This window comes from Alphaproteobacteria bacterium (genome assembly GCA_018662925.1).
Taxonomy (GTDB): Bacteria; Pseudomonadota; Alphaproteobacteria; order 16-39-46; family JABJFC01; genus JABJFC01.
This window is the reverse complement of sequence record JABJFC010000072.1, coordinates 1-23,244: the sequence shown is the minus strand read 5'-3', so window position 1 is coordinate 23,244 and position 23,244 is coordinate 1. Positions and strand designations below refer to the sequence as shown.

24 protein-coding genes and 1 tRNA gene are annotated in these 23,244 nt (G+C 43.5%); 15 read left to right on the top strand and 10 right to left on the bottom strand.

Annotated elements, in window-relative coordinates:
- Nucleotides 1-1,166, top strand: a 1,166-nt coding sequence (locus HOL16_06130) for a hypothetical protein (GenBank protein ID MBT5390264.1), incomplete at its 5' end; no start/stop codon positions are given.
- A gap of 31 nt (nucleotides 1,167-1,197) precedes the next feature.
- On the opposite strand, the gene HOL16_06125 is transcribed toward HOL16_06130, so the two are convergent.
- Nucleotides 1,198-2,625: an NADP-dependent isocitrate dehydrogenase gene (locus tag HOL16_06125; GenBank protein MBT5390263.1), complete on the bottom strand. Its 1,428-nt coding sequence runs from the start codon at nucleotides 2,623-2,625 to the stop codon at nucleotides 1,198-1,200.
- Between the two features lie 89 nt (nucleotides 2,626-2,714).
- Between HOL16_06125 and HOL16_06120 the strand changes: the two genes are divergently transcribed.
- The 4 genes from HOL16_06120 (at nucleotide 2,715) to secF (ending at nucleotide 6,416) form a co-directional block, all read left to right on the top strand.
- Nucleotides 2,715-3,413 carry a peptidoglycan DD-metalloendopeptidase family protein gene (locus HOL16_06120; protein MBT5390262.1) on the top strand — a complete coding sequence of 233 codons (699 nt, stop codon included), beginning with the start codon at nucleotides 2,715-2,717 and terminating at the stop codon, nucleotides 3,411-3,413.
- Nucleotides 3,414-3,476: 63 nt separating this feature from the next.
- Complete coding sequence (yajC, locus tag HOL16_06115) at nucleotides 3,477-3,884, top strand: preprotein translocase subunit YajC (protein MBT5390261.1); 408 nt, start codon at nucleotides 3,477-3,479, stop codon at nucleotides 3,882-3,884.
- A gap of 9 nt (nucleotides 3,885-3,893) precedes the next feature.
- Nucleotides 3,894-5,471 (top strand): protein translocase subunit SecD, encoded by a 1,578-nt coding sequence (secD, locus tag HOL16_06110; GenBank protein ID MBT5390260.1) that lies wholly within the window; start codon nucleotides 3,894-3,896, stop codon nucleotides 5,469-5,471.
- Nucleotides 5,472-5,489: 18 nt separating this feature from the next.
- Entirely contained in the window at nucleotides 5,490-6,416 is a 927-nt protein-coding gene (secF, locus tag HOL16_06105) for a protein translocase subunit SecF (GenBank protein MBT5390259.1), read from the top strand.
- A 48-nt stretch (nucleotides 6,417-6,464) separates the two neighbouring features.
- Here secF and HOL16_06100 read toward each other — a convergent pair whose 3' ends face one another.
- Nucleotides 6,465-7,085 carry a hypothetical protein gene (locus tag HOL16_06100; protein MBT5390258.1) on the bottom strand — a complete coding sequence of 207 codons (621 nt, stop codon included), beginning with the start codon at nucleotides 7,083-7,085 and terminating at the stop codon, nucleotides 6,465-6,467.
- 21 nt (nucleotides 7,086-7,106) lie between these two features.
- Nucleotides 7,107-7,586: a hypothetical protein gene (locus HOL16_06095; GenBank protein ID MBT5390257.1), complete on the bottom strand. Its 480-nt coding sequence runs from the start codon at nucleotides 7,584-7,586 to the stop codon at nucleotides 7,107-7,109.
- A gap of 195 nt (nucleotides 7,587-7,781) precedes the next feature.
- Between HOL16_06095 and HOL16_06090 the strand changes: the two genes are divergently transcribed.
- Complete coding sequence (locus tag HOL16_06090; protein MBT5390256.1) at nucleotides 7,782-8,273, top strand: superoxide dismutase family protein; 492 nt, start codon at nucleotides 7,782-7,784, stop codon at nucleotides 8,271-8,273.
- A 14-nt stretch (nucleotides 8,274-8,287) separates the two neighbouring features.
- Nucleotides 8,288-8,980, top strand: a complete 693-nt coding sequence (trmB, locus tag HOL16_06085) for a tRNA (guanosine(46)-N7)-methyltransferase TrmB (protein MBT5390255.1) — start codon at nucleotides 8,288-8,290, stop codon at nucleotides 8,978-8,980.
- 1 nt (nucleotide 8,981) lies between these two features.
- On the opposite strand, the gene HOL16_06080 is transcribed toward trmB, so the two are convergent.
- On the bottom strand, nucleotides 8,982-9,470 hold the full coding sequence (locus HOL16_06080) for a DUF721 domain-containing protein (protein MBT5390254.1): 489 nt from the start codon (nucleotides 9,468-9,470) through the stop codon (nucleotides 8,982-8,984).
- Between the two features lie 41 nt (nucleotides 9,471-9,511).
- Here HOL16_06080 and mutY point away from each other — a divergent pair, with 41 nt between their 5' ends.
- Entirely contained in the window at nucleotides 9,512-10,615 is a 1,104-nt protein-coding gene (gene mutY / locus HOL16_06075; protein ID MBT5390253.1) for an A/G-specific adenine glycosylase, read from the top strand.
- On the opposite strand, the gene HOL16_06070 is transcribed toward mutY, so the two are convergent.
- From HOL16_06070 to HOL16_06060, 3 genes are read right to left on the bottom strand one after another with little or no spacing between them, the layout of a single operon-like run.
- The gene (locus HOL16_06070) at nucleotides 10,548-11,165 is read right to left on the bottom strand and encodes a ribonuclease HII (GenBank protein MBT5390252.1); all 618 of its coding nucleotides are present in this window, start codon (nucleotides 11,163-11,165) and stop codon (nucleotides 10,548-10,550) included. The two genes, mutY and HOL16_06070, sit on opposite strands and share 68 nt — an antisense overlap.
- Nucleotides 11,165-12,448: a cation:proton antiporter gene (locus HOL16_06065; protein ID MBT5390251.1), complete on the bottom strand. Its 1,284-nt coding sequence runs from the start codon at nucleotides 12,446-12,448 to the stop codon at nucleotides 11,165-11,167. The genes HOL16_06070 and HOL16_06065 overlap by 1 nt, the downstream gene beginning before the upstream one ends.
- Nucleotides 12,448-13,281: a uracil-DNA glycosylase gene (locus HOL16_06060; GenBank protein ID MBT5390250.1), complete on the bottom strand. Its 834-nt coding sequence runs from the start codon at nucleotides 13,279-13,281 to the stop codon at nucleotides 12,448-12,450. Before HOL16_06060 ends, HOL16_06065 begins: the two co-directional genes overlap by 1 nt.
- Before the next feature lie 86 nt (nucleotides 13,282-13,367).
- Between HOL16_06060 and HOL16_06055 the strand changes: the two genes are divergently transcribed.
- The 4 genes from HOL16_06055 to HOL16_06040 all read left to right on the top strand — a co-directional run bounded on the left by HOL16_06055 (nucleotide 13,368) and on the right by HOL16_06040 (nucleotide 16,957).
- Entirely contained in the window at nucleotides 13,368-15,005 is a 1,638-nt protein-coding gene (locus HOL16_06055) for an electron transfer flavoprotein-ubiquinone oxidoreductase (GenBank protein MBT5390249.1), read from the top strand.
- A 144-nt stretch (nucleotides 15,006-15,149) separates the two neighbouring features.
- Nucleotides 15,150-15,551: a hypothetical protein gene (locus HOL16_06050; protein MBT5390248.1), complete on the top strand. Its 402-nt coding sequence runs from the start codon at nucleotides 15,150-15,152 to the stop codon at nucleotides 15,549-15,551.
- Nucleotides 15,552-15,666: 115 nt separating this feature from the next.
- Nucleotides 15,667-16,176, top strand: a complete 510-nt coding sequence (locus tag HOL16_06045; GenBank protein MBT5390247.1) for a hypothetical protein — start codon at nucleotides 15,667-15,669, stop codon at nucleotides 16,174-16,176.
- Between the two features lie 247 nt (nucleotides 16,177-16,423).
- Nucleotides 16,424-16,957, top strand: a complete 534-nt coding sequence (locus tag HOL16_06040) for a hypothetical protein (protein ID MBT5390246.1) — start codon at nucleotides 16,424-16,426, stop codon at nucleotides 16,955-16,957.
- Between the two features lie 141 nt (nucleotides 16,958-17,098).
- Here the strand turns inward: HOL16_06040 and murJ are convergent, their stop codons facing one another.
- Nucleotides 17,099-18,640: a murein biosynthesis integral membrane protein MurJ gene (murJ, locus tag HOL16_06035; GenBank protein MBT5390245.1), complete on the bottom strand. Its 1,542-nt coding sequence runs from the start codon at nucleotides 18,638-18,640 to the stop codon at nucleotides 17,099-17,101.
- Between the two features lie 117 nt (nucleotides 18,641-18,757).
- Here murJ and glmU point away from each other — a divergent pair, with 117 nt between their 5' ends.
- Both glmU and glmS read left to right on the top strand, forming a co-directional pair.
- Nucleotides 18,758-20,098: a bifunctional UDP-N-acetylglucosamine diphosphorylase/glucosamine-1-phosphate N-acetyltransferase GlmU gene (gene glmU, locus HOL16_06030; GenBank protein MBT5390244.1), complete on the top strand. Its 1,341-nt coding sequence runs from the start codon at nucleotides 18,758-18,760 to the stop codon at nucleotides 20,096-20,098.
- 3 nt (nucleotides 20,099-20,101) lie between these two features.
- Nucleotides 20,102-21,925 carry a glutamine--fructose-6-phosphate transaminase (isomerizing) gene (gene glmS / locus HOL16_06025; GenBank protein ID MBT5390243.1) on the top strand — a complete coding sequence of 608 codons (1,824 nt, stop codon included), beginning with the start codon at nucleotides 20,102-20,104 and terminating at the stop codon, nucleotides 21,923-21,925.
- A 10-nt stretch (nucleotides 21,926-21,935) separates the two neighbouring features.
- On the opposite strand, the gene HOL16_06020 is transcribed toward glmS, so the two are convergent.
- Together HOL16_06020 and HOL16_06015 are read right to left on the bottom strand one after the other, a co-directional pair.
- A complete protein-coding gene (locus HOL16_06020; protein MBT5390242.1) occupies nucleotides 21,936-22,517 on the bottom strand; it encodes an Rpn family recombination-promoting nuclease/putative transposase in 582 nt (193 codons plus the stop codon).
- Between the two features lie 48 nt (nucleotides 22,518-22,565).
- Nucleotides 22,566-22,850, bottom strand: a complete 285-nt coding sequence (locus HOL16_06015; GenBank protein MBT5390241.1) for a hypothetical protein — start codon at nucleotides 22,848-22,850, stop codon at nucleotides 22,566-22,568.
- Between the two features lie 226 nt (nucleotides 22,851-23,076).
- Here HOL16_06015 and HOL16_06010 point away from each other — a divergent pair.
- Nucleotides 23,077-23,153 (top strand) — tRNA-Arg (locus HOL16_06010).
- Nucleotides 23,154-23,244: the final 91 nt, after the last annotated feature.

The following is a 23,244-nucleotide window of genomic DNA, read 5'->3' as shown; positions in this document are numbered from 1 at the left end:
CAGGCGGTGGTGGCTTTGGCGGCGATTCAGGCGGTGGTGGCTTTGGCGGCGATTCAGGCGGTGGTGGCTTTGGCGGCGATTCAGGTGGTGGCTTTGGCGGCGGTGGCTTTGGCGGTGGTTCAGGCGGCGGTTTTGGGAGGTCAAATCAGAGTTTTGGCTACAAAGAAGCGGGAATTTCAAAATCTCAAAGAATGGCGGTCATAGAGGTTATGTTGATTCGCTCAGATGAAGTAGAGAATACAGCACGTGGGAATAACCTCCTAAGAACCCTTGATGTGACCGCAAAAGGGGCCATAACCTGGCAGAATACAGGAGTACCAGATAGTGTTACATCTACAATCTTGTCTCCTAATAGAGTCGTGTCCTATGCATTAACGGCTGAAAAGATAACTTATTCTCTTGTTTTGGCTCGTGATACCAACTCATGGTTCCAAGTTTTAGCTCAACCAACGCTGGTCGCTCTTGATGGTGAAACATCCACTTTTTTCTCTGGCGAGGATACTTCTATCGCGCTGAGCGGGAGTGAAGGAGGAACTTTGGTAAACAAAGAAGTCGGTGTTCATTTATCCGTTGTTCCGCGTTTTCTAGATGATAAGGAAGTCATATTGGATGTGAAGGCGGAGCGAGAGTTTTTTGTTCCTGCAGAAGGTCTTCCAGGCAATCTAAATAGCACTACAAGTGCCGCATTCCAGACAAGTAAAAATAACGTAAGTGCGAGCGTTGTATTGTCTTTGGGAGATACACTCATATTAAGTGGACTTACCGATCAGTCAAAAGACTATGCATCTGAGGGAGTGCCTATATTGGAAGACATTCCAGGAATCAGCTATTTCTTCTCACGTAAAACAACGCAAAATATTCGTAAGTCGGTTCTAGTGCTGTTGACCCTAAGGGCCGCTGAAAAAATTTACAAGGATGCTGATGGGAAGTGGGTGCGTCTTCCGTCGATAACGAAGGAAGAAGAAAAAGGTCTGAAGTTTTTTAAGCAATTCCAGAAACTTCATGCTAACCAAGTTAAAATTCCATCGGTGATGAAAAAAGCCTTAAAGGGACTTAAAAACAGGCACTATTCTAGACTTTTCCGTCCAAACGATGTGTCCGTCACACCGTTAGAGGAGGTCAGACACATCAAGAAGGTCGTGAAGAGCATAGAACAATTCATGTAATTTACTGTGTTACGAGCTACTAAATATGGTGCTACGCTTGGCTAAAGGAATCTTTCCCATTGAATTGCTGAAGCTTTTCTATATGCATCCATGTGTAGGATAATCCAATACACTCTATTAGTGTGTGAAGAAGTGTATCATCAACAGGCTCATTTGGATGTTCATGCATAAACCTACATCTGTAAGGATCGTGAGGTTCGGTTAATCCTCCTAGATCGGGAAATACCTGTACTCCACGGCTAGAAATCGTTGTGAGACTTAAGGGTAAATCCTTAATCTTATCAGATATTTCATGGGCTATTTTCTCGGGTGCCATTTTAGATTCTATGAAAATATCTACACCAATTACGCGCCTTTTATCGACTGTTAACTCTGGCAGGGAAAGGGAAGATTTTTGAAGGGGGGCGTATGTCCTAGCTTTCCAGTTTTTTGGCTCTTTATCTAGATTCCTAATGATTGCAGCAGTGAAATCGGTTGTTGAAGCTGCCTTCTCATCACCTACGACATCCCGCGTCAGAGTTTTTTCCTCTCCCATTGTATAATATAGACTTTTCGTTATTTTTTCGGCTGCGCCAAATTCTTTCATATAGCGCAACATCATGACTGCTGAAAGAAGTAATGCAGTGGGATTGATGACATTTTTACCAGCATATTTCGGCGCAGATCCGTGAACTGCTTCAAAAATAGCAATATCATTTCCAATATTTGAACTAGGGGCAAATCCTAATCCGCCGACTAAGCCTGAGCAGAGATCGCTAATTATATCACCATTCATATTTGTTGTGACAATCACACTAAATTGTTCTGGTTGTTTAACAAGTTGGTGAGCGCAATTATCGATGATAATGTGATCCGCTTCGATGTCTGTATACTCTTTGGAAACTTCTTCAAAAACGTGCTTAAGCATTCCCTCAGTCATTTTCATGATATTTGCTTTTGTGGCACAGGTAACTTTTTTTCTGCCCTCTGAACGGGCGACTTCAAATGCGAGTCTAGATATTTTTTCACAACCCTCGTGGGAGATAAGCTTTAAACATTCAGCAACTGCTGGTGTTTGCATATATTCAATGCCAGCGTACAGATCTTCAACATTTTCCCTTACCACAATCAAATCTATATTCCGATCTGTGAAAGGAGTATCTATTCCAGGGAGCCTGTAAGCAGGTCGAATATTCCCATATGTTTCAAATAGCTTTCGTAAGGTAACATTCGCACTTCGCTCCCCATATCCCACAGGTGTTTCTAGAGGGCCTTTCAGACAAAGGCGTGTACGCATAATGGAATCAATGGTTTCTTGAGTGATGCCGGATGTAATGCCCTTTTTGAAGACGGAGGCACCTGCCTCACACACTTCCCATTGGACCGGTACTTTAGCCGCCTCAATGATTTGTTTAACAGCTTGAGTAATTTCTGGGCCAATACCGTCCCCTGGAATCAGTGTTATAGATCTTTTTGACATGGAATTTCCTACTATTTTTCTTATTTATATATTTCTTAACATATCTCTTGGTCTTGCGGGAGAGAAAACCGTTCTATATACTCCCACCCATGAGAAAAATGGCGTTACTTAGGCTTAGTTTCCTTCTTTTACTTTTAGGGGGGTGTACTCGAGAAGAGGCGCCGGCACCTTTGATGATGGGTGCCAACTATTATGGAAAACTTTCTACCCAGGAGCCCATTGAGAACAAACAGAAAATATCTGATGCAGTTCTTGTGGGAAGTCTCTACATACCCGAAAAGCCTCACCAGACAGTGTTGGATGTTCTTCCAAAGGAAAAGCCCGTCTTTAAGGTGGCGCAACAGGCTGCAAAAGAAACGACTAAGTCTAAAAAATTGGCGATTTCTTCTCAGACAAACAGTGAATTGAGCCAAAAGGTTTTTAGGTGGCCCGTAAAGGGAAAAGTTATACTAGGTTATGGTCCACGGCAGGGCGGGTACAGAAATGATGGTATTAATATTGCTGCGCCACATGGTGCTCCGGTTGTTGCTGCCCAGGAGGGAGAAGTTATTTACACGGGGAGTGAGCTGGATGCGTTCGGAAATTTAGTCCTTATTAAACATGAGAATAATTGGTTATCGGCCTATGCCCATCTGGACAAAATCAATGTTAAAAAAGGACAAATTGTGGAGCATGGTCGTAAATTGGGATCAGTTGGTAAATCTGGTGGTGTAAGGCTTTCACAACTACATTTTGAGATCAGAAACGGATCAAGAACCGTAAATCCAACAAGATTTTTGAAATTATAGTTGGATTCTTTTTGGAAACTTTGTTATCTAGTAGACAAATTAGTTTAGAAGGAATGTGAAAGAATGGATTTATTTATTAATTATGCGTACGCTCAGGGTGCAACAGTAGGTGGATTTGACATAATGTCTCTTGTACCTTTTGTTCTTATGTTTGGAATAGCCTATGTTTTACTTATTCGTCCACAGCAAAAAAAGGCGAAAGAGCATAGAGAACTTTTAGCCAGTTTAAAAAAGGGCGATAGAGTCGTTTCAACGGGTGGCCTATTGGGGGTTATCACGAAAGTACTCGACGAGAGAGAAATTGAAGTGGAAATTGCAAGTGGCGTTCAGGTTCGCATGGTTCGTTCCATGATTTCCAATGTTGTAGATACTTCTTCTTCAACAGGTAAAACAGCTCCTTCAAAGGGTGGACGGAGTTCGACCGTTGTGAAGATGAGTGGAAAAGCTGCGAATAAGAAAAAGACAAACTAAGAAAATATTATGCTTCATATCCCTAAGTGGAAAATAGTTCTGATTATTGCGACTTGTGTACTGGGTATCCTTTATGCCCTACCTAATTTGCTGTCATCAGAGACTGCTGACGAGCTACCATCCTGGATTCCTCACGAGCAAGTGAACTTGGGGTTGGACCTTCAGGGAGGATCTTATCTTCTGTTGGAAGTTGATTTACAGGCCGTCCTTAAAGAGCGAATGATTTCCCTTTCCGATGCCGTGCGTACGACGCTTAGAAAAGAGCGTATAAAGTATACGGGTTTGCATGTGGAAAAAGACGCCGTTATTTTCAAGCTTATGAATGGTCAGGATGAGGCGCTTAGGGATAAGGTTTATAAGCTTCTCTTTAAGCTAGAACCCAATGATGGTGAAGCTAGTGTGACTTCTGATGGGAATGGGCGTCTGGTTTTATCTGCTCAGGCACTTGCTCTCAGAGAAAAAGCCGCCATGGAACAAACGCGTGAGATTGTTCAAAGGCGTATTGACGAAACAGGTACAAGAGAACCTCTTATCCAACAGCAAGGAACTGATCGAATTTTAATCCAGCTTCCCGGGCTTGGCGATCCGTCACGAATTAAGAAGCTATTGGGGCAAACGGCGAAACTTGCCTTCCGAATGGTAGATCATGGAGCCTCGGTCGAAGAGGCACAAGAGGGCAGGCTGCCTCCAGGTTCAGAGATTCTTATGGAACATGCCGGAGATAGCACCATTCCTTACGTAATCAGGAAGACTGTCGTTGTTAGTGGTGAAATGCTTGTAGATTCTCAGCCGGGGTTTAACGAAGGTTTTCCAGTTGTGACATTTCGGTTTGATTCTGTTGGTGCCAGAAAATTTGGTGAAGCAACAAGACAGAATGTGGGCCGGCAATTTGCTATTATTCTTGATAACAAGGTTATAAGTGCTCCCGTAATAAATGAACCAATTATGGGGGGGAGTGGTCAGATCTCGGGGAGATTTACTGTTCAGCAAGCCAGTGATTTGGCCTTGTTATTACGGGCTGGAGCTTTGCCAGCGCCTTTGACGATCTTAGAGGAAAGAACAATCGGGCCTGGATTAGGGGCGGACTCTATCGAAGCAGGTGAAAGGGCAACAGTTCTTGCTATTATCCTTGTGGCCATATTTATGTTTATTGCATACGCAAGTTTTGGTGGGGTTGCCAATACAGCTCTTGTGTTCAATATGATTATCTTGATAGCCGCACTATCAGTCCTGCAAGCAACTCTGACACTACCAGGTATTGCTGGTATAGCCTTAACGTTGGGCATGGCGGTGGATGCTAATGTGCTCATATACGAACGCATTAAGGAAGAACTACGACTTGGGAAAAAGGTATTTTCCGCAGTTGATGCTGGTTACTCGCGTGCCATGGCAACTATTATTGACTCGAATATTACGACGCTTATCGGAGCAATGTTCTTGTATCAGTTTGGAACAGGGCCTATACGCGGTTTTGCCGTGACGCTTGCGTTGGGGATCATCATTTCCATGTTTACATCGATCTCTTTAACACGGTTAATTGTTGTCACGTACATAAAATGGAAACGTCCTCAAACTCTATCGATTTAACTTTAACGGAATAGCCTTATGCACGGAATTCAATTTGTTTCCCCAAATACGTCCATTGATTTTATTGGAAAGAGATTCATAACATTTGTGGTCTCTTTGGTAATAATCCTTGGGTCTTTGGGAGCTGTCCTTTTTAACGGATTGAATTACGGAATTGATTTTAGAGGCGGAATTCTTATGGAGGTTCAGACAGAGGGTCCTGCAGATATAGCTTCGCTCCGTTCTAAATTAGGAGATCTGGGTTTGGGGGATGTCTCATTGCAGGAATTTGGAACGCCTCGGGATGTTCTTATCCGGGTTGAGCGCCAACCAGGGGGAGAAGAGGTGCAGGCAGAAACGGTTGTTAAGGTCAAACAGAAGTTAGGGAGTGGCATTGACTTTAGACGTGTTGAAAGCGTCGGTCCGACCGTAGGAGCTGAACTCATTCAAAATGGAATTCAGGCGGTTCTGTGGGCTATGGTTGCGATGTTAATATATGTTTGGTTCCGCTTTGAATGGCAGTTTGCCGTTTGTGGTATTTTGGCTCTATTGCATGATGCAATTTCTATTATCGGTTTGTATGGACTGACTCGTATTGAGTTTAACACGACCGCCATTGTGGCTGTCCTCATTACGGTTGGTTATTCGATCAATGATACAGTGGTTGTTTATGATCGCATTCGAGAAAATCTTCGTAAATATAAAGCAATGGATATTAAGGAACTCATCAACAAGAGTATCAATGAAACCCTTTCTAGAAGCGTTTTAACATCCTTTACAACACTATTGGCCCTCGGCGCTTTATACTTTTTTGGCGGAGAGGTAATTTCAACTTATAGTCTTCCCATAATTGTGGGTATTTCCGTTGGGACATATTCATCAATTTGTCTTGCGGCTCCGCTTCTTTTGGTTTTCAATATTAAAACGATCAGAGATCAAGCTAAGAATAAAGCGGCTACTGCTTAAAGCACAAGGGTGAGGGTGAGAAGAAGTTTGGATTCAATGAAAGGATGCTCAGACTTTTCTTAGGCGTGTTCTGGAAGAACCAATTGCATCTAAAAAGGTTTCAACATTTTTGGAATTAGTTTGCGTCTCATCACAAATTTCTAAACCAGATTGAATAAACGCAGCTGTTTCTAGGGGATGAATTAATTCATCAGCTTGATATTTGAAATGATCAAGAAAGTCATAGAAAACTTGTTTTTTATTTATAAAAGTACTGTTGAGAGCCCTATTTTCGGGAATTGTTCCAAAGCTGCAAGATTCCATATAGCTCCCTGAACGTTTATAAATGGATAGCCCGTTCCAAATATTATTTTTTTGTAGCGAAGAATAGAGGTTGGTTTCTTTCTGTGCAATCCAAAGGAAGGCTTGCCCGCGTCCTTTTGGCGTCCTTTTAAAGTGATAATCATAGAATTCAGTATCGTTATAAAACTCTTGCTCAAAGTACTCTCTAGACCACGGTGTATGGGTGCATAGACGCAAGAGTCTTCCACTAGGATACAGTCTTAAATATGCAAAGTACGTGATGGCAAAAGACTTAAAAAGGGAAAGACAAATGCCATTAACCTTTTCGCGGTGGCCTTCATTATACTGGAGGGCGTCTAAATTAGCACCATTCTCAATTTTGTTCATTGGACGTGTTCAGGCTTATGTTCAAGAGGTTGTTATCGTTTTCTGGTGAACGTCTTTTAATGACTTGATCCCTTCTTGTAGCTTGGAAAGTGGGTTGCTCCACAAAAAAGTCTTCAAGTCGGAGGCTTTCTTTGTTCCCAAACCGATTATCATGTGAGGGCCATTTTCAGATCGAATGAGCACCGAAAAACCGTCCTCAATATCACAGACATTTTTTCGTTCTTCTATAACATCCGTTTTGCCCAGGCAGCTCCACGGAAACAGAACGCGTTCTGTGTTGAACAAAAAGTGCATCGAGGGGTCATTTTGAAAAAGCTTTTTCTCGGAGTATATTTTTCCCCATTTCTGGTCAGAAAAATAACAAGATATCTTTCCGTCTGGGTAAACGATCCCGTGGGACACATAGCTAAAACCCATTTCCCGAAACTTTTGCACAGCTCCCTCAAAGGGGCTGTTGCTAGATGTTGGTAACAATTGAAAATCAAATTTTTTCACTGACATTAAATTTCCCTTTACAAGAGCATCACATTACTCTCAAAATAAGTTCGATTCATTATCAGTATTGATTAGGTAATTTAGCTTATCAATACGGTAAAAAATACTGTAGTGTTAAAAGGTGGCTTCTAGGCTGCTGTTGGAATGGTTTTTGAAGGGGGTTTTGTGCGGGTTTTTAGGAGACATTTTCCCATCTTACTTATGAAGTATTTTGCTTCGGTGTTTACATTAAGCGTTTTTGCCTTGGTTGTAAAGGCCGATACAGTAATTCCGATCCACTCTTTGGAGAGCGGGCAAGCTGTCTTAGGTACAATAACTGCTAAGGATACAGACTATGGTCTTCTTCTACTTTACGCTTTAAAAGGGCTTCCCTCTGGTTTGCACGGCGTTCACGTTCATGAAAACCCCTCATGTGATTTAAAAGGCAAGGCAGCTGGAGGGCATTTTGATCCGGACAAGAAAGATAAACACCAAGGGCCTTATGATAAATCGGGGCACAAAGGAGATCTGCCAGTACTCTATGTTAATCAAGATGGTGTTGCCAGTACACCAGTACTTGCCCCTCGTTTGAAAGAAAAAGATCTTAAGGGGCGCTCGTTGATCATTCATGAAAAAGGTGATAACTACTCGGATACTCCCCAAAAATTGGGCGGAGGCGTTTCCCGTATTGCATGTGGTGTTGTTCCTGAATAGTAAATTTTAAATAAATGCTTAAATCAGATTCCATTATAGAAAAGGGCTTTTTTGGCCGACGAAAGGGGCGTCCCTTAAGAAACGCCCAGGCTACTCTCATGGAAAAGGCGCTTCCAGAGTTGTCACTGGCGCTTCCGACGGAGGAGGCTTTGGATCTAGAAGCCCTTTTTCCAGGATTTGAGAAGGTGAGGGTTGAAATTGGCTTTGGAGGAGGAGAGCATTTGTTAGCCCAAGCAAAAGCTAATCCTCATACGGCGTTTATTGGATGCGAACCATTTGTGAATGGCGTGGCAACTTTGTTAAAGGGAATTCAGGAAGAAGGTCTGCAGAATATTAAGATTTATACTGAAGACGGACGTGATTTGTTACGGGCTTTGCCACAACATGCCATTGAGCATATTTATATCCTTTTCCCAGATCCATGGCCTAAAAAACGTCATCATAAGCGTCGTATAGTGAACAGTGAAACTCTAAAAATACTTGCCACACTGTTGAAAAGGGATGGAGTGCTTACCCTTGCTACGGATCATGATGACTATCTTGAATGGATGGAGGAGTGTCTAAATTGCACGCACCATTTTGAGATAATTGAGCGAGGAGATTTGACTCTAGAAAATCGGCCACCAAATTGGCCTGTAACGCGTTATGAGCGTAAGGCACATGCTGCGGAGAGAGGATGTGTTTTCCTCAGAACAAAGCCCATATAGGTCATTTTTTAGAATAGATAGCTTCACCAAATTTCTTGAGTGTTTGGTGAAGAGGGCTATCATCAAGGGGCCTTAGAGTCGCTTCAATTTTTTCATGTTCCTGTTGTGTTAATTTTTTTTCTGGAACATTTTTTTCGGAAACTAAGGGGTGAACAAGTGATGCTGGAGCGTTCACCTGCCGCAAGGAAAGCTTAGAAATGGCTTGATAGCCGAAATAGTTATTAATTTTTTCCAAAACGATAGGGATGAGATGTTGGAGCTCTAGGGCAAAGGCACTATTGACCTGAACCACAAGCGTACCGTTGGTTCTTTTCCCCTGGGGGAAAGTCATTTTTTCAGGAGTGGAATATTGGCCAAGGCAAGAACCGACAATTTTGGGCCAATCTAAAAGGATACTTGCCTGGGCGAAACCGTATTTTTTTAGGGCAGGCTTAGATATCTTTTGGCATAAAGGGGCGAGTGTTGTTAACCCGGCAAATCTTTTTCTCATATTCTGTAGACTTTTATCCTTAAATTCCTCACAAAAGAACAATGGCAGATATGGTTAATATAGCGGCTCCTCTTCTCAATTGGTACGATTCTTTTTATAGAGTTCTTCCTTGGCGTTCTTGTCCGGGGAGTTATTCGGATCCGTATCATGTGTGGTTGAGCGAGGTTATGCTGCAACAGACTACCGTGCCGACGGTAGGTCCCTATTTTCAGGCCTTTATTTCCCGTTGGCCAACTATACAAGAACTTGCAGCTGCTTCGTTGGATGATGTGCTCCACGGATGGCAAGGATTAGGATACTATGCACGTGGCAGGAATCTTCATAAATGTGCGCAAACAATTGTCAATGAATTTAAGGGTGAGTTCCCACGATCGCGTGAAGAGCTTTTAAAGCTGCCAGGGATAGGTCCTTATACGGCTGCAGCCATAGCGGCAATTGCTTTTAATCAGTCCGAAGCGGTTGTCGATGGCAATATTGAAAGGATCCTGTGTCGACTTTATAATCTGAAGCGACCACTTCCCGAAATAAAAAAGGAAATCTGGGCTTTAGCCGCGCCACTGACACCCAAGGAAAGACCTGGGGATTACGCGCAAGGCTTAATGGATTTGGGGGCCATGGTTTGCACGCCGCAGAATCCCAAATGTGAGATGTGTCCCATTTCTGGGGCATGTAAAGCGTTTGAGCAGGGAACTCAGGCGAGCCTGCCTGTTAAGGCTGAAAAGTCTCTAAAACCAACGCGTTATGCTTATGCTTTTTTTGGTCTCAACGCCCGTGGCGAAGTCTTGCTGCAAAAGCGTCCTCCAAAAGGGTTACTGGGAGGGATGATGGAAATACCTACGACTCCGTGGTCGGAAAAACAAGCTAGTTCGTTAGAAATTTCAAACAGTTACGCGCCATTTGAAGCTAACTGGATAGAATTAAAGGGACAGGTAAAGCATACCTTTACACACTTTCATTTTATTGTGCGGGTTTGTATTGGGCGTACTTTAGAAGAGAAAGAGGCGACTTGGTGCCCTCTTGAGAATTTATCTGATTATGCTTTGCCAACGCTTATGAAAAAAATTGTTCACCATGCTGTTAGCTCGCCAGAAGCTTCGCAATGGGGGCATAGCTTCGGCGATGATGTTCAGTTGGCCCATGGGTAAGAAGAGCCTCTTGGTGCTTTTGTGTCCCATAGCCAGCATTGCTGTCCCATTTAAAGGCGGGATATTCCAGTCCTAATTGCGCCATTAAATCGTCGCGGGTTACTTTTGCGAGGATTGAAGCTGCTGCTATGGAAAAGCTCTTTTGATCTCCTTTGACGACACATTTTGTTGGATAGGAAAATGTTGGGGCTTTCAGACCGTCTACTAGGATCCCATCCGGGTTTGTTTTTATATTTTCCACTGCCCGTTGCATGGCTAGGTAGGCGGCTTGTTTGATATTCATGCGGTCAATTTCTTCAACAGAAGCTTTAGCAATGGAAAAATGGATACCAACGCCGGAAAGAGCATTTAACTCCTTGAAAATATGCTCTCTTTTATCTTTCGAGAGTTTCTTGGAGTCGTTGATGATATCTAAGAGATCTTTTGGAAGATGGGTAGGGTATAGAATGGCAGCGGCGGCAAAAACGGGACCTGCCCATGAGCCCATACCCACTTCATCAACGCCTGCCACCTGTAATCCCATTTCTTGTTCTAGTTTAAAATCAGGCATTATGGAGATTTCTTTATATCTTGTTTAAGTTCCTTTACACCCTTTTTGACAACTTTGGCTGTTTTTCCAAGCATGGACATTTCTGGCGCATAGATAATGTCACAAAATTCCCTAAAGGATAGATTGGTAGCTTTTCTTAATTTTTGGATGCGTCGAGCAGATAAGAGCCAAAGGGGACTCGTTGCCAGCGACAGAACCGTAAGGGCAATGACCAATCTTCCATCTTCTTCCCCCAGAATGCCCACATCTGTTCCAATACTGGCCAAAAGGAACGAGAATTCTCCTATTTGAGCAATCATCACACCACTTAAAAAAGAGGTGCGCCAGGGGAGCTTGAAGAGATGTAGGATGCTTATGTTCAGGAGTGTTTTGCAAATGGTGATGATGACCAATAAAATCAATACTTTAGCAAGGTTATCCCATATATATGAAAGATCCATCAACAGACCTATGGAGAGGAAGAAAACCATCAACAAAACACTTTGGATGGGGTGGGTTGCATTCACGACACGTTTTCTTTCCGAGCTGTTTCCCAATATAAGCCCTGCGATAAAAGCACCGTAGGCTGCGGAAAGATCCATGAAACCAGCGATGGCGGCGGCTCCAAAACAAAAAGCCAATCCGACCAGGGGCAAAAGCTCACTGTTCTTTGCAATTTGTTCTGTAAAGGGCAGCTTTATGTTCTCGTTGCGATTTAGGTACATAATGAGGGCTACGAGAAAGGCGATAGAGAAGGCTATTTTCGTAATGGTAAGGATGTCAAAGCCACCCCCCCCAAAGCCTCGAATCACGAGAATCATGGGAACGAAGGCCAAATCCTGAGCAATAAGAATCCCAATGGTGATGCGTCCCGTATTTGTTTGGAGCTCTCCCATCCCTTCGAGCATTTTTACGGTTACAGCAGTACTGCTGAGAGCAATAATAAATCCGAATAATATGGCCTTTTCTATGGGCCATCCAAATAGGTAAGAGGCTAAAATCATGGCTCCTAAGCTGCCAACAATTTGGCAAATGACGCTGCCAACTGTGATATGCCAAAATGTTTTAAAGGACTTTAGATTCAACTCCATACCGACCAGAAACAACAAAAGCAAGACGCCCAATTCGGCCAAAATTTGGATAGAGTCTCTGTTTTCCACGAGGGCGAAACCCGACGGTCCCAATAGAACGCCTGCTAGTAAATAGCCCAAAATTGCTGGCTGTTTAAATCGGCTAAAGGCCATTCCTCCCAGGAGAGCCATTAAAACAACGACTGCGATTTGAGTTAAGGATGACGCGTGCATTAGGCGTTTCCTGTGTCTGAGAGGGATTGTTTTAAGAAAATCAAATCACGCCAGATTTCTCTTTTGCGTGAGGGAGAGCGCAGAAGATAGGCCGGATGATAGAGGGGCATGGCCTTAGCGCTGAATCCAGAGTTTGGGTTCTTATAGGTCAGCCACTGTCCTCTCAGTCGAGTTATGCCTTGGGTTGTTTCCATAAGGGCCTTGAGGGATGTTCCTCCCACAAATACCAGATATTTTGGATTTACCAGTTCAATATGCCTGTGGATAAAGGGCAGACAGGCACTAAGCTCAGAGGTGGTTGGTTGGCGGTTCCCCGGGGGGCGCCATGGGAGCATGTTGCTGATATAATAATTTGTGCGATCAAGGCCAATAAATTGGAGCATGCGATCTAAAAGTTGTCCACTTAGGCCCACAAAGGGAAGGCCTTGGCGATCCTCATCGGCGCCTGGCGCTTCTCCAACGAACATGACATCGGATTTGGGATTTCCATCTCCAAAGACCGTATTCATGGCTGTTTTCTTTAAGGCGCAACCTTGGAAACTTTCAACGGCTTTTCGGAGTTCAGGAAGGGTTTTTGCTTGCGCAGCAAGATCACGGGCACTGGCTTGGCATTGACTGGGCGACAGATAGGAAAGGGAGGCGGGTGTTTGCTGAGGCGCAGGTGCGCTGACCCCAGGTTGAGGGGTGCTTTTCGTTGACATAGCGTTCTGTTGAAGCGCCTGTGCTTTAGACTCTTTGAAACGATCAACAGGCGTATCCCCAATGATTGTAGGATCTACACCCATTTCTTCAAGCCACTGAAGGGTTTCTGTTAAACTGTTCGGATTTGTCATTCCCCTACTCACCAATTTCTTTTACGATGGAATGTCAGGATAAACAGGGGCAAATGTCAACAACTTAAATGAGAGAAAGAATCATTATGTCAGAAGAAAATCAATCTAGCGACTCTCTTTCTTATGACGTAGTGATAGTAGGCGCAGGTCCATCGGGCCTTTCGGCAGCCATCCGATTGAAACAACTTTCAATAAAAAATGGTAAAGATATAAGTGTTTGTGTTCTAGAAAAAGGGTCCGAGGTGGGCGCCCATATCCTATCCGGTGCCGTCATCGAGCCTCGAGCTTTGGAAGAGCTTATCCCCGACTGGAAAGAGAAGGGCGCCCCCCTTACTATCCCTGTAACAAAGGACCAATTTTGCCTGTTGACGGCTAAAAAGGCTTTTACGCTTCCAACTCCTAATCCCATGAAAAATAAGGGAAACTATATTATCAGTCTGGGAAATTTTTGTCGGTGGCTGGCGGATCAGGCTGAATCATTGGGCATTGATATATTTGCTGGGTTTCCCGCGGCCCAATGTTTATTTGACAAGGACGGGGCTGTAAAAGGAATCATAACATCACCCCGGGGATTAGATAAAAAGGGTAATAAAACAGAAAGTTATCAGCCAGGAGTTGAGATTTATGCCAAGCAAACTCTCTTTGCAGAGGGGAGCCGCGGATCCCTTACGGAACAAATTATAGATCGGTTTGACCTGAGGGAGGCATGTGAGCATCAGACTTATGGTATAGGCCTTAAAGAATTATGGGAGGTTGATCCTAAAAAACATAAGCTGGGCCATGTGCTCCATACGGTCGGATGGCCTCTAGATAACGGTACATATGGTGGATCCTTTCTTTACCATTTAGAAAACAATCAAGTGGCCCTGGGGTTTGTTGTAGGATTGGATTACGCTAACCCTTACTTAGATCCCTACGAGGAGTTTCAGCGCTTTAAACTACATCCTAAGATTCGGCCTCTTTTGGAGGGGGGAAGGCGTATTTCATATGGAGCACGTGCCTTAAATGAAGGTGGATTTCAATCCATCCCAAAGCTTATTTTTCCGGGAGGGTCTCTTGTGGGGTGTGCCGCTGGATTCCTAAACGTGCCTAAAATTAAGGGGATCCATACGGCCATGAAATCTGGCATGCTGGCGGCCGAGGGGATTTTCGAAGCAATAACAAAGAATATTCCCAACGACTATGAAGGGCGACTTAAAGCAAGTTGGGTGTATCAAGAGTTAAGGAAGACCCGCAATATACGGCCAGGATTTCGATGGGGCCTGTACGGAGGCCTTTTGAATGCGGCCATAGATACGTATCTGTTCCTGGGGAGGGCTCCTTGGACTTTGCGTCATGGCAAACCGGACCATAAAGCATTGCAAAAAAAGGATATTGCAAACGAAATCACATATCCCAAGCCTGATGGGGCAGTGACTTTTGATCTTTTATCGTCTGTTCATATTTCCAATACCAATCATGGGGAAAATCAGCCCTGTCATCTATGTCTTAAGGATCCAAAGATTCCCATTGAGATGAATTTAAAGAACTATGATGCTCCTGAACAGCGGTACTGTCCTGCAGGCGTGTACGAAATAGTCACTGATGGGGGGAAGGGCCCCCGGTTACAGATCAATGCCCAAAACTGTGTTCATTGCAAAGCCTGCGATATTAAGGATCCTGAGCAAAACATAGTCTGGGAAGTTCCTCAAGGGGGAGATGGCCCCAATTACCCCAATATGTGACTGGGTTTGTAAGAATTTTTCATTTTTATCGTAAGAATTGTTTTGCGTTAACCATTTGTTAACCTTTTGAGAGTATCGTTAACAAAGTGGGCACTCGTACATGCCCTAACTTAATTTATTTTTGAATTCTAAGAGGAGGTTACGATGAGAAGTATTTATTATTTGGTTATAGGCGCATTCTTTATTCTTAGCACGGAAGTTCATGCTGACAAGAAAGCAATAATTTCATCAAACGATGTGAAAGTAGGTAAAAAAGAGGCCCTTGGAGATGTTCACGAAAAGGTTAGAATTAGAATAGGCAGTATGATGGCTGGTGAAAAAGCAATGATGTTTGTTCAAGAAATGCTAGAGCTAGCACAACAAGGAAAAACTTCAAAAGATGTTCACTTGAGAGTCAAGGGCAAAGTAGATGAATTGGCAAGGAATGAAGAGTCTAAGAGATTTATAATGATGATGATATCATTTGTTGTAGAAGAAGTTTTAAAAAATAGAGAGAACATAACTCCACAAGCTGCCGAGTTACTTACTAAAAAGATGAAAAGGTAATGTTTCTAGGAATGGATTAAAATGGGGGTGAGCCACAAAAATTTCATTTTGGGGGACTCTCCCATTTAGCACCATACTTGTAATGTTGGCTATATGACGTTGGGGAGTATTTGCTATGAAAAGGGTTTTCTTCATACTATGTGTGCTATTTTTTGCGGGGATTTTCCAGAGCCAGGAGACCTATGGAAGTGAACTAATTAGCGAGGACGTTTTTAAAACGGCATTGGAATCATCTTCGATGACTAAAGTCGTCGGTGACTCTATTGCACCCTCTATTATGCCAGCAGCGAATCGGGTCAAGTTTAAGGAGGTTATTAAGGAGTACTTTTCCTACAAGGATTATGGTTGGAAATTTTTCACAGGGCCACATGGACCATATTTAAATAAGAGGAGCGTTATGGAAAGCGATGGAACACGATATGCGAGTGCCAAGCATATTAAGGAGTTCGGAATCAAAAAAGCTTTAAAATTTCACCTACAGCATTTGATTGATAAAAATGTTGAGATTCAAACTGAAAAGAATGCTTTCAGGCTGGGGGTCATGAAGGCTTTGAAAGTTGATAGTGTTGTTGATGCCATTTTCAAAGTCGTGCAAGACACTCTCCATAAAGATCCAACACATTGACGAAAATAGATTTTGGGAAGTTCTAGCACAACTCTGAGTTCTATCATTTTCGTAAAAAACGATTTTCGTTTTGAAATTGGAAGAAAATAGAGAATTATTACTTTGAGAATCAAGTGTTTTTTATGGAATTACTTTAAACTTTTCTGTTGTTAACCTTTTATTAACCTTTTGAGAGTATCGTTAACTAGAGTGGGCACTCGTAAGTGCCCTAATTTAATTTATTTTTGAATTCTAAGAGGAGGCTACGATGAAAAAGTACTTAACAATTTTAGGATCCCTATTACTCATGTGTATCTTTATGAGTGATGGGGCGAGTGCAGAACAGAAATTTGTAAAAAGATCTGAAGCAATAGGCGTGATGAATAACAAAGTAGGGTCTTATGTGAAAGATGCAATAAGTAAAAAACACAAAGATAAGGTTAGTGTATTGATTCTAGATAAGGTTATGGATAAATGGTCCGAACAAACTAGACCTGCAGAGGATTTTTTATCTACGCGGCCTGGGATGAGTTTCCATTTTGCTAATGGCATGTGGATCCACGGGACCCCATATGCATTGTTAGAAGCATTGGAGGTATCGTTAATAATTAAGCATCTAAAGCAATTAGCGGAACGTTACCTAAAGCAAGAGGAGCGCTTGCTCTTCTTAAATACACTTTTGCCAGTTGTCACCGAGGATGGTCTTAGGGCACAGTTCAACAGAGTAGCCGAGCAGCCGGCGTACGCTTGTGATATTTCCGATAGTGATGTGGCTGAGATTAGAAGGCGGGTGAAAAAGTAGTTTTAAAGTAGTGCTAGTATTTCATTAAAAAAAGCCTGGGGAAATCCCGGGCTTTTGTTGTTTAATATTTTTATGGGTATTAGCATACTACGTGTGCTGAGTTTAAATCCTTGCAAAGAAGAATTTTGTTTACGAAATCAATCAAAGCGCTTTGGACCAAAGCTCCTTAAGGACGACAGCCCGGGTGAGGACGACCATGAGGATAAAACCGAACAGGCCTGAAATGATGATGGTGGCCAGGGCGGCTATTTTTTCCATGAAATTCCCAGCGATGAGAGGGCTGGTCCAATCTGATGTTACATAAACGATAACGGCGGTAACCAGCGTTGCTAGGATTATCCTGGGAAAGAAGGTTTTGAGCTTTTGATCTACGGCTAGAAATCCTTGTCGATGGAGCATATAGCCTAGCAAAAGGGCATTGACCCATGAGGCAAGGGCCGTTGCGAGGGCAATGCCAATATGATTCAAGGGCGTGTAGAAAACGAAATAAACGCTCAGAACAATGTCCACGAGGACAGAAATGCCTGCAATAATGACAGGCGTTTTTGTGTCTTGCTTGGCAAAGAAGGTGGTGGAAAAGACTTTTACCAGAATATAGGCAGGAAGCCCACAAGCATATCCCATGAGAGCCTTGGCTGTTTCGATGGCTTCAAGTGTCGAAAACTCTCCCCGTTCAAAGAGGACACGCGTAAAAGGGACAGCCGCAATCATAAGGGCCGCGGTGGCGGGTAAAACGAGCAAAAGGCTAAATTCCAGGGCGCGGTTTTGGCTATGAAGGGCCACATCTTTCTTATTTGAGCGAAGCTGTTTCGACATGAGGGGCAAAAGGGCTGTGCTGACAGCTGTGCCAATGACACTAAGAGGCAGTTGGTTGAGTCGATCTGCATAATAGAGAAACGAAATCCCCCCTTCTGGGAGAAAAGAAGCGATGAAAGTTCCAATAAAAAGGTTAATTTGGATAACGCCAGAACCAATAGCGCCTGGAATCATTCGTTTTAAAAAGCGCTTTACGCGGGGAGTAATGGATGGATATAGGAGGCGCAGCTTTATGCCAGCAGAATAGGTGGGAACAACAACCCATACAAGTTGGATAGCGCCTGAAATGAGGATAACCCAAGCTACTTCATAACCTGAGGCCAGTTCTCTACCAATGAGGAGAAGGCCAATTACGATGAAGATGTTGCCTGAAAGGGGGGAGGAAGCAGCAGCGACAAACCGATCTAGAGAGTTCAATATACCACTATACAGGGCAACGAGAGAGATAAGGATAATGAAGGGGAAGGTGATTCTGGTAAACATAATCACCATTTCCATCCGTTCAGGAGTTGCTCGGAAACCCCACGTGATAATAGGCATGACCTGGGGCATGAAAATTTCCATGAGGACCACCAGGGCGATCAATATGAAAACCAGAAGAGACATAATCTCTTCTGCATAGGTGGTGGCTTCCTTAGTTCCTTTTTCTGCAAGGGTGCCTGCAAAGAGGGGGACAAAGGCTGCATTAAAAGCACCTTCTGCAAATAACCTTCTGAAAAAACTAGGGATTTTTATGGAAACGGCCAAAGCATCCATGACGGGGCTAGCCCCAAGAAAGGCAGCCAAAATAAGGTCGCGACCGAATCCGGCAATACGACTTAGGATAGTGTAATTGCCGACGGTTGTAATTGATCTAATTAAACGCATATATTATCACCTCTTCTCAATAGGAGTCTTTATAGCCCTTGTCATAATTTGTCGCAACACTTGACTTGGTCTGATATATATTTTATGCCACTGTTTCATCAGAAAAGGACAGGATTCATGGGTGTTTGTGCCATTGTTTTAGCGGCGGGAAAAGGAACCCGCATGAAATCAGAACTTCCAAAGGTTATGCATCCTTTGGGTGGTTGCCCAATGTTGTCGTATGTTTTGGAGGCAATTAAAGACTCTGGCATTTCAAAAACAACGGTAGTTACCTCAAAGGAATCATCAGAACCCATTGAAAAGTTAGGTAGTTTTTCGACTGTCGTTCAGAAAGAACAGCTGGGAACGGCCCATGCTGTCTTGAGTGCTGCAGAGCATTTTAAAGACGGAACAGATGATGTTCTTGTTTTGTGTGGTGATGTGCCTCTTCTAAGGCCAGAGACGCTCAAGGCGTTGGTTGAAAAACGACAAGCCACTCCAAAGCCCAGTATAGTTGTTCTTGCTATGGAGGTGCCTCCTCCCCACGAATACGGTCGTTTGGTCCTAAATGATGCTGGGGAGGTTACTCATATTGTTGAAACAAAAGAAGCAACTTCGGAGCAAAAGAAAATATGTCTCTGTAATGCTGGAATTATTTTGATAGATGGATCCGTTGCTCTCTCTCTTTTGCAGGAAATCAAAAATGAAAATACGAAAGGCGAGTACTACCTAACGGACATTATAGCCATAGCCCAAGAAAGAGGGCTTAAGTGTGATTATGTTACTGTGGCGGAAAAAGAGGTTCATGGCATCAATTCCCGTGCGGATTTGGCTCAAGCAGAACGCATTTTACAGACTCAGTGGCGCCGAGACGCCATGTCAGCTGGCGCAACGCTGCGGGCTCCTGAGACTGTGTACTTTAGTTTCGATACAAAGCTGGGAAAAGATGTGACCATCGAGCCCAATGTGGTTTTTGAGCCAGGGGTTTTGGTGGAAGATAATGTGACAATTCGAGCTTTTTCCCATATTGGGGGCGCGACCATAAAAAAGGGAGCCATCGTTGGCCCCTTTGCGCGAATTCGGCCGAAGACTGTTATAGGACCCAATGCCCGCGTGGGTAATTTCGTAGAAATTAAGAACACTCAACTGGAAAAGGGGGCAAAGGCCAATCATCTTAGTTACGTAGGAGATGCCTTTGTTGGCGAAGGGGCCAACATTGGTGCTGGAACAATTACCTGTAATTACAATGGATTTTATAAATCTCAGACGCACATTGAGGCTGGCGTTTTTATTGGGTCCAACGCGTCTTTGATTGCGCCTCTTACTGTTTCAAAAGGGGCTATTGTGGGCGCTGGAAGTGTTGTCACAAAGAATATTCCCGAAAATGATATGGCAGTGGCTCGAGCCGATCAAAAAAACGTTGCGGGCGGCGCAGAGAAATATCGTCAAAGCCAGAAATCTAAAAGTGGGAAGGATTAATCTATGTGCGGGATAATTGGTATCGTTGGAAAGCAAGAAGCGTCTCCTTTCATTTTGGATGGTTTAAAGCGGTTAGAATATCGAGGATATGATTCTGCCGGCATTGCGACATTGTCAGATGGAAAAATCCACCGACTCCGAGCAGAAGGGAAAATCGTCAATTTGGAAGCGCGACTGAATAAATCTCCCTTGCAGGGACGATCTGGTATTGGTCATACCCGATGGGCGACCCATGGGATTCCCAATGAAACCAATGCGCATCCTCATGCCAAAGATCGTGTTGCCGTTGTTCATAATGGGATTATTGAAAACTTTTCTGAACTTCGGGAAGAGCTGGAAAATATGGGGCACGTATTCGAAAGTGAAACTGATACGGAAGTTATCGTTCATCTTTTGGATCAATATTTGGGGGAAGGAGATACGCCGGAAAAGGCTGCATCAAAGACTCTCAAGAGGCTTACAGGTGCTTTTGCCTTGGCTATTCTGTTCAAGGATCATCCAGATTACTTAATTAGCGCTCGCCGAGGAAGTCCGCTTGCCATTGGATATGGCGATGGAGAGATGTTTGTTGGATCTGATGCCTTAGCCTTGGCGCCCCTGACTCAGAAAATTTGTTATTTGCAGGAGGGAGACTGGGCTATTTTAACCCCAGAGAGTGTGAACATTTTTGACGAGCAGGATCAGCCAGTAGAGCGTGAAGTACAGAAAACGGCCTTTTCAGGCGCCCTTATTGGAAAAGGCGAACATCGCCATTTTATGTTGAAAGAGATTTATGAACAGCCATCGGTGATCGGGGATACGCTCCATGCCTATGTGAATTCGGTGATGAAGTCCATTAGCCTTCCACCGTTGCCATGTTCGGTTCAGGATTTATCTCGCGTGACTCTGGTCGCTTGTGGAACCTCTTATTATGCGGCCATGGTGGCCAAATATTGGATTGAGCAACTGGCCCAAATTCCTGTGGAAGTGGATATTGCTTCCGAGTTTCGGTATCGGGAATCACCGTTGCCCAAGAATGGATTGGCAGTTTTTATTTCTCAATCGGGAGAAACGGCAGATACTTTGGCGGCGCTTAATTATGCCAAGGCAGAGGCCCAGGGCATTGTTAGCATCGTTAATGTTCCCGAAAGTTCTATTGCTCGACAGTCTGATCTTGTCTTGGAAACCCATGCGGGTCCTGAAATTGGGGTGGCGTCCACAAAAGCTTTTACGGCCCAATTGGCGACACTGGCTTGTTTGGCAATTTCCCTTGCCAAGGAAAGGGGCTGCCTTTTAGTGGAGAAAGAGCAAGAGCTTGTCCATGCTTTGACAGAAGTTCCTGCCCTTATGACCCACGTTCTAAAGTTGGATGAAAAAATTCAACGCGTATCGTCTTATCTGGCAGAAGCTCAGGATGTCCTTTATCTGGGACGCGGTCTTAGTTATCCGATCGCCTTGGAGGGAGCCCTAAAGCTGAAGGAGCTTTCCTATATCCACGCAGAGGGTTATGCGGCTGGAGAGATGAAGCATGGCCCCATAGCCCTTATAGATGACAAAACGCCCATAGTGGTGGTGGCGCCGGAAGGGCCTTTGTTGGAGAAAACTGTCTCTAACATCCAGGAAGTTATTGCTCGTGGGGCTCAAGTGCTTGTCCTAGGGGACCATAAGAGCATTCCGAAATTTGGTCCTAAAATTATGGATTCAGTTTCGTTGCCGTCGGTTCATCCTTTTGTCGCGCCACTCATATATTCATTGCCCGTACAGATGTTGGCTTATCATACTGCCGTTTTAAAAGGGACAGATGTGGACCAACCCAGGAATTTGGCTAAGTCTGTGACTGTGGAATAGTCTCTAAATTTTAGGACGAAGATTCTTTGCAATCTTTTTCCGTATGCTCTTTTTCTGTTAAACCCGTAAGATTCAATATTTCTGTGGCTGAGTAGCCTTGCTCTTTCAATTTATTGAAAATCGCAAGTCTTACTTTCTTAACCCCGATTTCTTCGCCCTCCTTTTGGCCTTCTTCAAAGCGCACTTGTTGTCGTCTATATTCATCGGTTAGGGCAATTTCGGCAGAAATATAGTCCATATACTGGTACCTATTCCAGTTGAAAACTTCCAGCGTTTCGTATGCATCTATGATCTCTTTTTCAATGATTTGAGAGGGCATGCTTTTTTCATCAGATGCATTTTTGAATAAGTATAACCATTTATCTTCAACAGTTTTCAATTCAGCTCGCGTCTTATTAAATTTTGTAAGTTCCACAAACACGTATGAAATATCTTTCATATGGTGGGTATGGGTCTTCTCATTAAGGGTACGATGATAGCTAATGTAGTCTTTTGAATCAGTAAATAGGTCATGATTCGTGATGGCGATAACAACCACGGGCCTTAGTTGAAAATAGGAAACGCCCTTTCCAAGTTGTGAGGCATAGGACATGCAGGCGTAATATTGAGTGCGTTTGAAAAATTCTGGAATCTTTCTGTTTTACATTTCAACAATGAATTCATGTCCTTTGCGATCGCGACATTTACAATCAAAAATTACCTGTTTCCCTCCTTCTATGAGGGGATTCTGAATAAAGGGCACAAATTCGACATGTTCAATCCAGTCTTTCTTTTTAAGCCTGAGAATGGCATTCAAAAATGAGATAAGGGAAACTTTGCCATGCTCTGTGCAAAATATCTTTTTAAAGGCAATATCATTTGTTGGATCAAAATAACGCCCCATGAGGGAATCATTAATGGGTGGTTGGTAGACACTTTCTTCCATGAAAAGGTTCCTTCCTCATAAAAAAATCAGCTCATACAGGTCAGTCCACACAGGCTAGTGGAGGATAGGAATAATTTTCAAGAGCAAATACCACGGTATGCAATAATATCACGGCTCATCCGTTTATAGGCCAGGCAGGAAACTCTCTATCACGTCAAAATGCTTTTTTCTTGCAATACATCTGAGATTTAAGTACTAAAAACCTCATAGCCATTTATTGGCATGCGCGCCCGTAGCTCAACTGGATAGAGTACCTGACTACGGATCAGGGGGTTAGGAGTTCGAATCTTCTCGGGCGCACCATATTCAGTAAGGGGTTCAGGGAATATCAATAAAAACAAAAAGTTCACGGGGGAGCATATGGGGAGCAAATTGGAAAATTTCGATCACCCAT

What these genes read in the sequence shown, in the direction of transcription:
- HOL16_06125 (MBT5390263.1), bottom strand. Translation starts at nt 2,625, where the DNA reads ATGTCAAAAAGATCTATAACACTGATTCCAGGGGACGGTATTGGCCCA.
- HOL16_06120 (MBT5390262.1), top strand. Translation starts at nt 2,715, where the DNA reads ATGAGAAAAATGGCGTTACTTAGGCTTAGTTTCCTTCTTTTACTTTTA.
- yajC (MBT5390261.1), top strand. Translation starts at nt 3,477, where the DNA reads ATGGATTTATTTATTAATTATGCGTACGCTCAGGGTGCAACAGTAGGT.
- secD (MBT5390260.1), top strand. Translation starts at nt 3,894, where the DNA reads ATGCTTCATATCCCTAAGTGGAAAATAGTTCTGATTATTGCGACTTGT.
- secF (MBT5390259.1), top strand. Translation starts at nt 5,490, where the DNA reads ATGCACGGAATTCAATTTGTTTCCCCAAATACGTCCATTGATTTTATT.
- HOL16_06100 (MBT5390258.1), bottom strand. Translation starts at nt 7,085, where the DNA reads ATGAACAAAATTGAGAATGGTGCTAATTTAGACGCCCTCCAGTATAAT.
- HOL16_06095 (MBT5390257.1), bottom strand. Translation starts at nt 7,586, where the DNA reads ATGTCAGTGAAAAAATTTGATTTTCAATTGTTACCAACATCTAGCAAC.
- HOL16_06090 (MBT5390256.1), top strand. Translation starts at nt 7,782, where the DNA reads ATGAAGTATTTTGCTTCGGTGTTTACATTAAGCGTTTTTGCCTTGGTT.
- trmB (MBT5390255.1), top strand. Translation starts at nt 8,288, where the DNA reads ATGCTTAAATCAGATTCCATTATAGAAAAGGGCTTTTTTGGCCGACGA.
- HOL16_06080 (MBT5390254.1), bottom strand. Translation starts at nt 9,470, where the DNA reads ATGAGAAAAAGATTTGCCGGGTTAACAACACTCGCCCCTTTATGCCAA.
- mutY (MBT5390253.1), top strand. Translation starts at nt 9,512, where the DNA reads ATGGCAGATATGGTTAATATAGCGGCTCCTCTTCTCAATTGGTACGAT.
- HOL16_06070 (MBT5390252.1), bottom strand. Translation starts at nt 11,165, where the DNA reads ATGCCTGATTTTAAACTAGAACAAGAAATGGGATTACAGGTGGCAGGC.
- HOL16_06065 (MBT5390251.1), bottom strand. Translation starts at nt 12,448, where the DNA reads ATGCACGCGTCATCCTTAACTCAAATCGCAGTCGTTGTTTTAATGGCT.
- HOL16_06060 (MBT5390250.1), bottom strand. Translation starts at nt 13,281, where the DNA reads ATGACAAATCCGAACAGTTTAACAGAAACCCTTCAGTGGCTTGAAGAA.
- HOL16_06055 (MBT5390249.1), top strand. Translation starts at nt 13,368, where the DNA reads ATGTCAGAAGAAAATCAATCTAGCGACTCTCTTTCTTATGACGTAGTG.
- HOL16_06050 (MBT5390248.1), top strand. Translation starts at nt 15,150, where the DNA reads ATGAGAAGTATTTATTATTTGGTTATAGGCGCATTCTTTATTCTTAGC.
- HOL16_06045 (MBT5390247.1), top strand. Translation starts at nt 15,667, where the DNA reads ATGAAAAGGGTTTTCTTCATACTATGTGTGCTATTTTTTGCGGGGATT.
- HOL16_06040 (MBT5390246.1), top strand. Translation starts at nt 16,424, where the DNA reads ATGAAAAAGTACTTAACAATTTTAGGATCCCTATTACTCATGTGTATC.
- murJ (MBT5390245.1), bottom strand. Translation starts at nt 18,640, where the DNA reads ATGCGTTTAATTAGATCAATTACAACCGTCGGCAATTACACTATCCTA.
- glmU (MBT5390244.1), top strand. Translation starts at nt 18,758, where the DNA reads ATGGGTGTTTGTGCCATTGTTTTAGCGGCGGGAAAAGGAACCCGCATG.
- glmS (MBT5390243.1), top strand. Translation starts at nt 20,102, where the DNA reads ATGTGCGGGATAATTGGTATCGTTGGAAAGCAAGAAGCGTCTCCTTTC.
- HOL16_06020 (MBT5390242.1), bottom strand. Translation starts at nt 22,517, where the DNA reads ATGTCCTATGCCTCACAACTTGGAAAGGGCGTTTCCTATTTTCAACTA.
- HOL16_06015 (MBT5390241.1), bottom strand. Translation starts at nt 22,850, where the DNA reads ATGGAAGAAAGTGTCTACCAACCACCCATTAATGATTCCCTCATGGGG.